The sequence below is a fragment of the Halolamina rubra genome (genome assembly GCF_000739555.1).
In the GTDB taxonomy this organism is placed as follows: Archaea; Halobacteriota; Halobacteria; order Halobacteriales; family Haloferacaceae; genus Halolamina; species Halolamina rubra.
The window spans coordinates 20016-31072 of record NZ_BBJN01000037.1 but is presented as its reverse complement, the minus strand read 5'-3'; the positions used below and the strand labels follow the sequence as shown (position 1 = coordinate 31072).

The window sequence follows — 11057 nt, the reverse complement described above, 5'->3', positions numbered from 1 at the left end:
CGCGCCGGGGCTCTCGCGGGCGATCCCGACGCCGCTGGGGTCGATCACCCCGCGGGCGGTGCTGATCTACGGCGCCGCCGGGTTCGTGCTGCTCGTCGGCGCCGGCGCGGCGGCGACGGTCGGCCGGCTCCGACCGACCGAGCGACAGGTGACCTACAGCCGCCCCGAGGGCGCGCTGGCCACGCTCCGCACGGCGCCGACCAACCCCGCGAGCGCCGTCGTCGTGCTCGCGCCGCTGGCGCTCTGCGGGATCGCCGCGGGCCACGTCGCCGGGATCCACCCGCTGGCCTCGCTGCTCGCGGGCTACGTCGCCTGGGGCGTGCCAGTCGGCGTCGTCGCCGTCCGGCGCGCCCGGATCGACGACGCGAAGGACCGGGAGATCCAGGAGTTCGTCCACGCGGTCTCGGGGCACGTCGGGCTCGGCCGCCCGTTCGGCGAGGCGGTCGCCCGGGTCGCCGAGGACGTGGATCTCGGCCCGCTCGGGGCGGACGTGGCGTCGCTGGCGTTCGACCTCTCGCTGTCGGACAGCCCCGACGGCACCGACCGCCGGACGGCGGCGCTCGACCGCTTCGTCGACCGCGTCGGGACGCCGCTGGCGGCCCAGACGATGGGGCTGGTGACGGGCGCGCTCGACGCCGGCAGCGACACGGAAGCGGTGTTCGAGACGCTCCAGACCGAGGTCGGCCAGCTCTACATGGAGAAACGCGCGCTGCGCAGCGATCTCGCAGTTTACGTCGCGGTGGGCTGGGTCACCGCGCTGCTGGTCGTCGGGATCGTCGTCGCCGTCGACCTCTACGTGCTCGACGGGTTCGCCCAGCTGTCGGCGATGCCCGGCTCCGCCGGCTTCGCCCTCGATCCCGACGCGATCCGGCCGGCACGGGAGCGGTTCCGGTTCGCCGTCGTCGCCGTCGCGACCGCGATCGCCGCGGGCTGGTTCGCCGGGATGGCCAGCCGCGGCCCCTACGACGCGCTGCTGCACTCGAGCCTGCTCGGCGCGCTCGCGGCCGCGGTGTTCGCGGGGGTGGGGCTGGCGTGAGCGGCCCGGAAGCGCGCGCGCAGTCCCACGTCGTCGGCGTCGCGCTCCTGCTGACGATCACGACGATCTCGATGGGCGCGCTCACCGCAGGGGTCGGCACCGTCGTCGAGAGCAACGCCGCGGCCGCCGACGCCGACCGCGTCGCCGACTCGCTGGCGGGGATCGAGCCCTCGGCGTCGACGGGCGTGCAGCGCCACGAGCTCGCCTTCGGCCAGGGGCGCCTGACGGTCGAGCCGCGCACGGTCCGACTGCTCGACGGCGACGGCGTCGTCGCCGAACGCCGGGCGAACGCGCTCGTGTTCGAGGCGGGCGACCGCCGGGTGACGTTCCTCGCCGGCGGCGTGGCTCGCGGCAGCGGCAACGCATCGGTGCTGGAGGAGTCGCCGCCGATCGCGACCGGCGACGGGCTGTTGCTCGTCGGGCTGCCCGTGCTGAAGGGCGGCGACACCGTCTCGATCGGCGGCGAGGGCGTCACCGCGACGCTGCGGACAGACACGAGCCACGACCGCCGGGCGCTCGGGTCGGGCGAGTACCGCCTCGCGGTCGAGACCGCGGCGCCCGGCGCGTGGGAGCGCTACTTCGCCGCGGCGAACGCCAGCGTGCGCCGCCGAACGTTCGCCGGCGACAGGTACCAGAGCGTCGTCGCCCGGTTCCCCGGCGAGCGGACGGGGTATCTGGTGCTCCACGAGACGGAGCTGGAGGTGGCGACGTGAGCCCCGATCTCGGCGCCGACCGCGGACTCACCCCCGCGGTCGGGAAGGCGCTGGAGGTCGCCGTCGTCGTGCTGTTCGTCGGCGTGCTCACGACCGCGCTGTACGGCGGCGCGGTGCCGGAGTACCGCGACGCCGTCGGCGCGGAGGTCGGCGACCGCGCCGTCGTCGCGGCGGCCGAGCGCGTCGAGAACGCCGTCCCGCCGGGGGCGAGCGACGTGCGGACGGTCCACGGCGTCGACCTGCCGCGGTCGATCCGGGGCGAGAACTACGGGATCGCCGTCGAGAACCGGACGCTGGTGCTCGAACACCCGTCGCCGGCCGTCGACGCCAGCGCCCGCCTCGCGCTCCCGGCGCGCGTCGACGCCGTGAGCGGCGCGTGGCGGAGCACCGACGACGCGGTGGTGCTCGTGACCGACGGCGACGGCGGACTGCACGTCGAACTGACCGCCCGCGAGGCGCTCGGAGGGGAGCGATGAGCGGGCGCCGCGGACAGGCGAACCTGCTCTCGCTGGCGGTCGCGCTGACCGCGCTGGTGTCGGCGGCGACGCTGGGGCTGGTCGTCGCCGACGGCGCGCTAGCCGGCGCCGACCGCGAGCCGGGCGAGCGCCGCGCCGCCGGCGTCGCCGCCGAGCGGCTGGTGAGCGCCGAGGCGACGACGGTCCGGGAGAACGTGCTCGACGGCGAGGCGATCGCGGGGCTCTCGGCGGCGGATCTCGACGCGCTGGCGCCGCCGGTCGCGGACCGCTCGGTTCGGGTGCGGCTCGGCGGCGAGACGCTGCTCGAGCGCGGCGACCCGACCGGGGTCACCGTCGAGCGGGTGGTGCTCGTCGCCGAGCGCACGACGCGCTCGCGCTCGGTCGCGGTCGGCGACGGCGACACGGTGACGCTCCCCCGCCGGACCGACCGCGTGGAGCTCACCTTCGCCGCGGGGTCGACCGTCGAGACGGTGCGCGTGAACGGCCGGGTGCTGCTCCACGACCCCGGCGGGCTCGCCGGGCAGTTCGTCGTCGAGCCCTCGCGGTACGAGACGGCGACGCTCTCCTTCGCGGGCGGCACCGCCCAGGTCGGGATCGAGTCGCGGCCGCTCCGAACCGAGAAGGCGACGCTCCGGGTGACCGTCGATGACTGATCGCGGCCAGCTATCGCTCACGATGGTCGAGGCGGGGCTGGGCGTGCTGCTGCTGTTCGCGGCGACGGCGACGTTCGCGCTCGGCCTGCCCGCCGCAGGCGTCGACGCCGCCCAGCTCGACCGCTACGCCGAGGACGCCGGGACGGTGCTCTCCCGCGAGCCGCCGCGGCACGACGGGCTGACCAGGCTCTCGGAGGTTACCCAGTCGGCGAGCGCGTTCGAGCGCGAGCGGGCGGCGCTCGCCCACCGCGTCGAGCGCATCCTGCCGGAGAACCTGATGTACAGAGTCCGAACGCCCCACGGCGCCGTCGGGTTCCAGCGACCGACTGGCGTGCCGACCGGGCGCGCGACGGTGCCGACGGTCGGCGGCCGGGTGACAATCTGGGTGTGGTACGCGTGAGCCGGAACGACCGTGGGCAGATGGTGCTCGCCGCGGCGGCGATGCTCGCGCTGGCGCTGATCCCGCTGGGCTTCGCCTACCTCCAGTTGGGCTACCACGAGGACGTGACGGCGTCGACGGCGCCCGAAACGCCCGGTAGCGAGACGATCCGGCTGCTCGAACGCGCGGTGTACGAGGCCGGCGGCGAGGCGACGGGCCACCCGTGGGCGGGCCGCGAGGGCGCGGTTCGGCGCGTAAACGCCTCGCTCGCGCCGCGGGAGCGGGATATCGAGTCCGCGCAGCTGACCGGCGGGGTCGCGGTCCGGATCGAGCGCAACGCTAGCGCCGCGAGCGACTGGGCGGGTGATCACTGCCCGAGCGGCGCGGGCCGGCTGTTCGGCGACTGCGAGGCGATCGGCGGGATGGTCGTCCAGGAGCGAGCGGACGAGACCCACCTGCTCGCGGTCGCGTACGACCTCCGGGTCGTCGACGACCGCGGGGAGACGGCGCTGACGGTGGTGATCCGGGCCGACGGGTAGCCAGCTACAGGAACCGCAGCCCCTCGTCGGCGCCGAGCACCCGCCGCATCGACCCCCACGTCGAGACGAGCGTGTAGTCGCCGGTGACGCCCTCGATCGCGGAGTCCCGGACCGCCTCCAGTTCGAACCCCGGACCGGTCGCCGTGATCCGGTGGTAGGCCGACTCCTGTTCGGGGTCGGCGACGAGCCGGGAGCTGGTGTCGTCGAGCCCCAGCCCCGCCAGCGCCATCGCGGCGTGGGAGTTGAAGTTCCGGGGGAAGCGCCGGCAGAGCCCGCGGGTCGGCCCCTCGTAGAGTACGGTCTCGCCGTCGACGGAGCCTGCGTCGACCGCGTCGGCGTACTCGAAGTCGAGGTGGCTCGGCGCCTTGCGGGCCTCGATGTGGACCGACTCCAGCGCGTCGCGGGCGTCGACGAGCCCGTCGATGCCGAACAGCGCCGCGTGGGGCAGGTAGAGATCGTGGTCGCCCGCCGTGGCGAGGTCGCTCAGTCGCGCTTCCACGTCGGGGTCGGCGAACGCCGAGCCCGAGAGGACCAGCAGGTCGCTCCCGGCGAGGGCCGGTTCGGCCAACTCCGCGAGCACCGCCGGCGTCGCCGCCTCGACGACGAGGTCGACGGGGTGGTCGGCGAGTTCGTCGGGGCCGGTGAGCTGGGGTTCGTCGATCTCGGGTTTCGGGGCACGGACGTACACGTACGCCAACTCGGTGTCCGGGGCCGCCCGGACCCGCTCCGCGAGGTCGCTGCCGATGCGTCCGTAGCCGATCAGGCCGATCTGGTGGGGCATCGTCAGGCGAGGATGTTCTCCCCGGTCTCGGGGTCGAACAGGTGAATCTCGGTGGTGTCGACGGCGATCTCGATCGTCTCGCCGGCCGCGGCGTCGGTCTCGTTGGCGACCCGGGCGGTGAACTCCGCGGCCTCGTCGTCGGCGCGGTTGTCGGGGCGGAGTGCGAGGTCGGTGTTCGGCCCCATCGGCTCGACGACGGCCACGTAGGCCGGGAACGTCTCGCCCGCCGCGAGCGAGCGCTCGACCAGCGCGGCGTCCTCGAACGCCTCCGGGCGGATCCCCAGTTCGAGGCGGTCGGTGTCGCCGTCCCAGGCCGCCACGGTGTCGGTGATCTCCGGCGGCAGGACGAGCGAGAACCCGTCGGCGTCGACGCGGAGTCGGTCGCCCTCAGGGCTGGTGGTCACGGGGAAGAAGTTCATCGGCGGCTCGCCGATGAACCCCGCGACGAACCGGTTGGCGGGCTGCTGGTAGACGGTCTTCGGCCGCGCGACCTGCTGGACGGTGCCGTCGTTCATCACGACCACGCGGTCCGACAGCGTCATCGCCTCGACCTGGTCGTGGGTGACGTAGACGGAGGTCCGGCCCACGCGGTCGTGGAGCTTGTTGAGCTCGGTCCGCATCTGGATGCGGAGCTTGGCGTCGAGGTTCGACAGCGGCTCGTCGAACAGGAACACGGCGGGGTCGCGCACGATCGCGCGGCCGAGCGCGACGCGCTGCTGCTGGCCGCCGGAGAGGTCCGCAGGGTGGCGGTCGAGCAGCTCGCCGATGCCCAGCAGGTCCGCGGTGTCCTGGACGCGCGTCTCGATCTCGTCGTCGGGGTACTTCCGGATCTTCAGCGGGAACGCGATGTTCCCCCGGACGGTCTTGTGGGGGTAGAGCGCGTAGTTCTGGAACACCATCGCGATGTCGCGCTCCCGGGGCTCCCGGCCGGCCACGTCCTCGCCGCCGATCCGCAGGCTCCCACGGGTCGGCTGCTCGAGCCCGGCGACGATGCGCAGCGTCGTGGTCTTCCCACAGCCCGAGGGGCCGACGAGCACGATGAACTCGCCCTCGTACACGTCGAGGCTCACGTCGTCGACGGCGACGACCGTCGAGCCGTCGTCCTCGGTGTACTCCTTGGTGATGCCGTCGAGTTCGAGGCTCAGCGCCCGATCCTCGTCGGCGGTCGGTGCCGCGCCGTCGGTCGTGTGGTCCGTGTCACTCATGGGAGTCACCTGGGTGATCGCGTCGTCGGGGCGGGTCGGTCGCGTGGCGAGCGGCCGGGGCGAGGCTCATCCTTTCAGCCCCCCGGTCAGGCCGACCACGATGTAGCGCTGGAAGAACACCACCACCAGCGCCGAGGGGATCACCGCGACGATGGCCGCCGCGGCCATCGCCGCCCAGTCGATGCCGGCGTCGCCGACGAACAGGAACGTCGCGACGGGGATGGTCATGGAGTTCAGGTCCGTGCTGACGGTGAACGCGAAGAGGAACTCCCGCCAAGAGTAGAGGAAGGTGAGGATCGTCCCGGCCGCGAACCCCGGGAGGACGACCGGGAACACGACGTACCGGAACGCCTGCACCTTCGTGCAGCCGTCGACGCGGGCGGCCTCGTCGAGCGCCTGCGGGATGGTGATGAAGAAGTTGCGCATGATGTAGATCACGAGCGGGAGCCAGAGGTAGACGTTCGCGATGACGATCCCCGTCTTCGTGTTCAACAGCCCGAACGTGGTGACGATCCGGTAGTACGGCGTCACCAGCCCGATCGGCGGGAACAGCCGCGTGAACAGCACGAACACGAACACCGCGTTGTCGAACGGGAACCGGAAGCGGCTGAACACGTAGCCCGCCGGCGTCCCGAGGATCATCACGATCACGGTGGAGGCGGTGGCGATGAGCACGCTGTTAACCACCGCACGCCAGAACCCGCGGTCGATCAGCGCCCGCTCGTACGCCGCGAGCGTCGGCTCGGTCGGCAGGTAGGTGAGTTCGAGCACCCCCTGCTGGGTTTTGAACGAGGTGAGCAGCTGCCAGATCAGCGGCGAGACGATGAAGAACACGGCGAGAAACAGCACCAGATGGACGACGTAGCGGCTCTCCAGGAGGTTCCAGAGCCGCTGTCGGCGCCGGTACTGCTCGACGGTGAAGTTCGGGCCCGCCATGTTACACCTCGATCTCCTCGATCTGTTCGAGGATGAAGTAGACGTAGCCCGTGGCGACGATCAGTGTCACCGCGACCAGGAACACCGAGACCGCCGACGCGAACCCGTAGTCGAGCAGTTGGATGCCGAAGCGGTGGATGTACACAGCGAGGGTCTCCGTCGCGCCGCCGGGGCCGCCGCCAGTCGTCGAGAACGGGATGGCGAACGCGCGGAACGCGAACATCCACGTGATCAGCCCCGCGACGAAGAACGAGGGGCGGAGGTACGGCAGCGTCACGTGTCGGAACGTCTGCAGCGTCGTCGCCCCGTCCATCTTGGCGGCGTCGTACATCTCCTGGGGGATCGACTGCAGCCCGGCCAGCAGTACCACCGCGGCGAACGGGATGCGCGACCAGGAGTCGGCGAGGATCACCACGACCATCGCCGACAGCGAGTTGCCGAGCCAGGAGTAGGAGCTCTCCAGGATCCCGAGGTCGATGAGCAGCTTGTTGACGACGCCGAGCTGGCCGTTGAACATCCAGCGCCAGGTGACGCCGACGATCGAGAGCGGCACCGCCCACGAGATCAGGATCAGCGTGGCGTAGGCGTTCCGGACGCGGCTGTCGAGCACCTTGTTGAGCGCGAGCGCGATCGCCAGCCCCGCCCCGACCGACAGGATCAGCGAGCCCGTCGAGTAGATCAGCGTCTTCTCGACGGCGTTCCAGAACGTCGGGTCGGTGAAGATGCGGCCGTAGTTGTACGCCGGCTCGAACGTCTCGCCGATCCCGCGGGTGTTCTGGAGCGAGAGCCACAGCAGCATCGTCGCGGGGTAGATGAACACGACGAACAGCGCGACCAGCGAGGGGCCGAGCAGCACGGTCCGGATGTGGTCGTTCACCCAGTCCGACAGCTGCCCGACGACCCCCTCGCCGTGGGGGGCGCCCCCGAGCTCCTCAGCCGCCATGGGTGCCTCCGGCAGTCGCCGCCATCAGTCGTTGATCTCGTCGTCGACGAAGTCCTGCACCTGATCCATCGCCGCCTGCGGGCTCATCTCGCCCTGGAGCGCGCGCTGGACCGGACTCAGCATCTGCTGGAACACCGACGCCATCTGCGGGAACAGCTCGAGCTGGCCGGCCTCGATCGCCTGGCCGATGTTGTCCCCGAACGTGACGAACTCGTTCTCCGCGGAGTCGGTGTACACCTGCTCCATGTAGGAGATGTTCCCCTCGTAGGTGAACTCCAGCCACTGGGTGTAGTAGCTCAGCTTCAGGTCGCCGTACAGCATCGCCGCCAGCTTCTCGCCGGTTTCGGAGAAGCGGTTGATGCTGGTGGTGTTGGGCGCCACGAGCCCCGCTTGCGTCGGCGACGGGCCGGCGTTGGCGGCCGGCGGCACGACGACCTGGTACTCGGAGCCGGGCTCGTACTCCTGCAGCAGCCGCGGGACGAAGTCGCTGAACGCCGTCGTGTACGCGAGCTGGCCCGAGGCGTACAGGTCGACGATGTCCCCCTCGCCGTAGGAGATCACGTCGCTCGGCACGTAGCCGGCGTCGCGCCACTCCTTCATCTTCCGGATCACCCGGACCGCGGCCGGCGAGTTCATCACGACCGTCCCGTCGTCCTGGACCATGCTGCCGCCCTGCTGGAACAGCAGTTCGCGGAAGGAGTAGGCGAGATACGTCGACGTGCCCGCGTAGTACGCGAACGCGTTCACGTCGGTGCCGTCGAACGCCTCGCCCAGTTCTTCGAGCAGGTCCCACGTCCACTCGCCGTCGAAGCGGCTGGGGTCGATCCCCTGCTCCTCGACGAGGTCGGGCCGCAGGTGACCCATGCTCGCCTCGCCGATGTTGGGGTAGCCGTACGTGTGGGTCCCCTCGCGGGACTCGTCGAGATCCCACCGGACCAGGCTCTGCAGCGCCGGGATGTACGGCTCATAGCTCCCCTCCGGATACAGTGCGTCCGTCACCTCCAGATACCCCTGCTGGACGAACTGCGGGACGAGGATCCCGTCGACGTTGAACGCGTGGGGGCTGGGCTCCTCCGAGGAGAGGAACTGCTGTTCGCGCGTGTTCGCCTGGTCGACGCCGATCTCGATCACCTCGACGTCGATCCCGGTCTGTTCGGTGAACAGCTCGTGGGCCGCCAGCGTCGCGGGGTCGAACTCCATGTTCGCGGCGCCGTGGTTGAGGATGGTGATGCTGTCCACGTCGCCCGCGGCGGTCTCCTCCCAGCCGTCGGGCGGCGTCCACACGTCGTTCTCGGCCGCGCTCTGGAACGCGCCCGAGTCGGTCCACGTCGTGTCGTTCTGCCGGTCGGGAACCTGGCGGCGCTGCTCGATCGGCCAGTCGTCGGCGGCGCCGATGCGCCGGGCCTGCCAGCCCTCGCCGAGGTTCAGCCCCGTCACCGCCTCCTCCCAGTCCGCGCCGCCGTCGTCGTCGCCGTTCCCGCCGAGACAGCCGGCGATCGAGCCGACCGCGCCGGCGCTCGTGAGTTTCAACAGCGTCCGTCGGTCGAGGTTGGTACTGTGTGGCACACTCACAGTTCGAAGTGGACAGATATATCACTTTTCCTGAAAGAACGTCCTAACCGTCGGTTAAGAGCGTCCTAAGCCCGATAATCGTCGTTTTCGGTGTGAGCCGAACGTGCGGTTCGAAGCTGGCGGGGTGGTCGCGGGAGGCCGAGCGGGGGCCACCGTCCCAGCACCTAAGCGCCGCGAGAGCGTATCGGGCGTATGAACGTTCTCGTCACGGGCGCCACCGGGTTCGTCGGCCAGCGGCTGGTGCCGGCGCTGCTCGACGCCGGCCACGAGGTGTCGGTGCTCGTCAGGGACCGGACGCGGTACGACGCACCCGACAACGTCGCCGTGTACGAGGGCGACGTGCTCGAACCCGCGGGGCTCGACGACGCGCTGGCGGACGTCGACGCCGCCTACTACCTGATCCACGCGATGGGTGGCGGCCGCGGCTTCGAGGAGCGCGACAGACGCGGGGCGCGCAACTTCGCCAGCGCGGCCGAGGCGGCGGGCGTCGACCGCGTGATCTACCTCAGCGGGCTGGGCGTGTCCGGCGACGACCTCTCGGCGCACCTGCGCTCGCGCCGGGAGGTGGAGGCGGTGCTCGGCCGCGGGGCGTACGAGCTGACCGTGCTCCGGGCGGCCATCATCGTCGGCCACGGGAGCGCCAGCTTCCGGATCGTGCGCCAGCTGAGCTCCCGGCTCCCGGTGATGATCACGCCGCGCTGGGTGTCGACCCGAGTTCAGCCGATCGCGATCGCGGACGTGATCGCGTACCTCGTCGGCGTGCTCGACGCCCCCGAGACCGCGGGCGGGACGTTCGAGATCGGCGGCCCGGAGCTGCTGACGTACCGGGAGATGCTGTCGACGGTCGGCCGGATCCTCACGGGCCGCGAGCCGTACATCGTCCCGGTGCCCGTGCTCACGCCGCGGCTCTCGGCGTACTGGGTCGACCTCGTCACCGACGTGCCGGCCGGCGTCGCCCACCCCCTCATCGACGGGATGGCGACCGACGTGGTGGTGACCGACGACCGCATCCGGTCGCTGGTGCCGGTCGAGCTCACGCCGTTCGAGACGGCCGTCGAGCGGGCGATCGACGAGGAGACCGCCGGTGGCGGTCGCTGATGGCGCCACAGTACGGGGAGACGTGGGTGTACGAGAGCCTCATCGGCGCCGTCCCGGGGCTGAACCTCTCCGACCGGGCCGCGCTGGTCACCCAGTTCGTCGTGTTCGAGGCGATCGTGCTGGCCGTGGCGGGCGTGTACGGGCTCTGGTCGGCGGTGCCGGCCGCCACGGCCGCGATCGTCGTCGCCGTCGCGGGGAGCTGGCTGATGCTGACGTTCAGCCGGACGGTCCGGCGGCTCCAGCCACCCGACGGCTACCGGCGGCTGCTGTTCGGCTCCAGCATCGAGCTGGCGCTCAGCGTCATGGCGTTCGTGCTGTTCGTCACCTACCTGTTCGTCGTCGACCCGGGTGACGGCGGGTCGCTGCTGGCCGGATTGCTCGGGTCGGAGCCGCCGGTGGTGGCGGTCGTACTGCTGCTGTTGGTCACCTGGGACGTGATCTACCGGATCGGCGCCTGCTGGTGGGCGACGGTGGTCGGGTTCTGGCGCGCGCTCCGGTACGGCTTCGACGCCGCGACGACCCGCGAGCTCACCCGGCTGGACGCGCTGAACGTCCTGTTCGCCGGGGTGCAGCTGCTGCTGGTGCCGTTCGTGCTCGATCACCCGGTGCTCGTGGCCGCGCTGGTGGGCCACCTGTTCGCAGTCGTCGTCGTCGCCGGCGGGACGGTGGTGCTACAGCGTCGGGCACGGACGGACGGCGACGGGCAGCGAAAACGGTAGCGGCCGA

Annotated in this window: 12 protein-coding genes and 1 pseudogene; 8 read left to right on the top strand and 5 right to left on the bottom strand. The window is 71.5% G+C overall.

Annotation, left to right across the window (positions count from 1 at the left end; translation table 11 throughout):
* From ACP95_RS10700 to ACP95_RS10675, 6 genes and pseudogenes are all read left to right on the top strand, one after another.
* Positions 1 to 1036 (top strand): annotated as a pseudogene (locus ACP95_RS10700) (type II secretion system F family protein); the annotation flags it as partial.
* The gene (locus tag ACP95_RS10695) at positions 1033 to 1749 is read left to right on the top strand and encodes a DUF7289 family protein (protein ID WP_049981197.1); all 717 of its coding nucleotides are present in this window, start codon (positions 1033 to 1035) and stop codon (positions 1747 to 1749) included. The pseudogene ACP95_RS10700 and the gene ACP95_RS10695, both read left to right, overlap by 4 nt.
* Complete coding sequence (locus ACP95_RS10690) at positions 1746 to 2225, top strand: DUF7266 family protein (RefSeq protein WP_049981196.1); 480 nt, start codon at positions 1746 to 1748, stop codon at positions 2223 to 2225. Before ACP95_RS10695 ends, ACP95_RS10690 begins: the two co-directional genes overlap by 4 nt.
* Positions 2222 to 2878 carry a DUF7263 family protein gene (locus ACP95_RS10685; protein WP_049981195.1) on the top strand — a complete coding sequence of 219 codons (657 nt, stop codon included), beginning with the start codon at positions 2222 to 2224 and terminating at the stop codon, positions 2876 to 2878. The genes ACP95_RS10690 and ACP95_RS10685 overlap by 4 nt, the downstream gene beginning before the upstream one ends.
* Positions 2871 to 3278 carry a DUF7262 family protein gene (locus ACP95_RS10680; RefSeq protein WP_049981194.1) on the top strand — a complete coding sequence of 136 codons (408 nt, stop codon included), beginning with the start codon at positions 2871 to 2873 and terminating at the stop codon, positions 3276 to 3278. Before ACP95_RS10685 ends, ACP95_RS10680 begins: the two co-directional genes overlap by 8 nt.
* Positions 3275 to 3796, top strand: coding sequence for a DUF7261 family protein (locus tag ACP95_RS10675; RefSeq protein WP_154018526.1), 522 nt, complete (start codon positions 3275 to 3277; stop codon positions 3794 to 3796). Before ACP95_RS10680 ends, ACP95_RS10675 begins: the two co-directional genes overlap by 4 nt.
* 4 nt (positions 3797 to 3800) lie before the next feature.
* On the opposite strand, the gene ACP95_RS10670 is transcribed toward ACP95_RS10675, so the two are convergent.
* The 5 genes from ACP95_RS10670 to ACP95_RS10650 all read right to left on the bottom strand — a co-directional run bounded on the left by ACP95_RS10670 (position 3801) and on the right by ACP95_RS10650 (position 9227).
* Positions 3801 to 4577: an aspartate dehydrogenase domain-containing protein gene (locus tag ACP95_RS10670; protein ID WP_049981192.1), complete on the bottom strand. Its 777-nt coding sequence runs from the start codon at positions 4575 to 4577 to the stop codon at positions 3801 to 3803.
* Between the two features lie 2 nt (positions 4578 to 4579).
* Positions 4580 to 5782 carry an ABC transporter ATP-binding protein gene (locus ACP95_RS10665; protein WP_082224662.1) on the bottom strand — a complete coding sequence of 401 codons (1203 nt, stop codon included), beginning with the start codon at positions 5780 to 5782 and terminating at the stop codon, positions 4580 to 4582.
* Positions 5783 to 5848: 66 nt separating this feature from the next.
* The gene (locus ACP95_RS10660) at positions 5849 to 6718 is read right to left on the bottom strand and encodes a carbohydrate ABC transporter permease (RefSeq protein WP_049981191.1); all 870 of its coding nucleotides are present in this window, start codon (positions 6716 to 6718) and stop codon (positions 5849 to 5851) included.
* 1 nt (position 6719) lies between these two features.
* Positions 6720 to 7661, bottom strand: a complete 942-nt coding sequence (locus tag ACP95_RS10655) for a carbohydrate ABC transporter permease (protein WP_049981190.1) — start codon at positions 7659 to 7661, stop codon at positions 6720 to 6722.
* 24 nt (positions 7662 to 7685) lie between these two features.
* The gene (locus tag ACP95_RS10650) at positions 7686 to 9227 is read right to left on the bottom strand and encodes an ABC transporter substrate-binding protein (protein ID WP_049981189.1); all 1542 of its coding nucleotides are present in this window, start codon (positions 9225 to 9227) and stop codon (positions 7686 to 7688) included.
* A gap of 198 nt (positions 9228 to 9425) precedes the next feature.
* Between ACP95_RS10650 and ACP95_RS10645 the strand changes: the two genes are divergently transcribed.
* Both ACP95_RS10645 and ACP95_RS10640 read left to right on the top strand, forming a co-directional pair.
* On the top strand, positions 9426 to 10331 hold the full coding sequence (locus ACP95_RS10645; RefSeq protein ID WP_049981188.1) for an NAD(P)H-binding protein: 906 nt from the start codon (positions 9426 to 9428) through the stop codon (positions 10329 to 10331).
* Positions 10331 to 11050: a DUF7530 family protein gene (locus ACP95_RS10640; protein WP_049981187.1), complete on the top strand. Its 720-nt coding sequence runs from the start codon at positions 10331 to 10333 to the stop codon at positions 11048 to 11050. The genes ACP95_RS10645 and ACP95_RS10640 overlap by 1 nt, the downstream gene beginning before the upstream one ends.
* Positions 11051 to 11057 lie beyond the last annotated feature (7 nt).

Excerpts from the sequence above, each read along its gene's own strand:
- ACP95_RS10685 (WP_049981195.1), top strand. The coding sequence starts at position 2,222 with ATGAGCGGGCGCCGCGGACAGGCGAACCTGCTCTCGCTGGCGGTCGCG.
- ACP95_RS10680 (WP_049981194.1), top strand. The coding sequence starts at position 2,871 with ATGACTGATCGCGGCCAGCTATCGCTCACGATGGTCGAGGCGGGGCTG.
- ACP95_RS10670 (WP_049981192.1), bottom strand. The coding sequence starts at position 4,577 with ATGCCCCACCAGATCGGCCTGATCGGCTACGGACGCATCGGCAGCGAC.
- ACP95_RS10665 (WP_082224662.1), bottom strand. The coding sequence starts at position 5,782 with ATGAGTGACACGGACCACACGACCGACGGCGCGGCACCGACCGCCGAC.
- ACP95_RS10660 (WP_049981191.1), bottom strand. The coding sequence starts at position 6,718 with ATGGCGGGCCCGAACTTCACCGTCGAGCAGTACCGGCGCCGACAGCGG.
- ACP95_RS10655 (WP_049981190.1), bottom strand. The coding sequence starts at position 7,661 with ATGGCGGCTGAGGAGCTCGGGGGCGCCCCCCACGGCGAGGGGGTCGTC.
- ACP95_RS10645 (WP_049981188.1), top strand. The coding sequence starts at position 9,426 with ATGAACGTTCTCGTCACGGGCGCCACCGGGTTCGTCGGCCAGCGGCTG.
- ACP95_RS10640 (WP_049981187.1), top strand. The coding sequence starts at position 10,331 with ATGGCGCCACAGTACGGGGAGACGTGGGTGTACGAGAGCCTCATCGGC.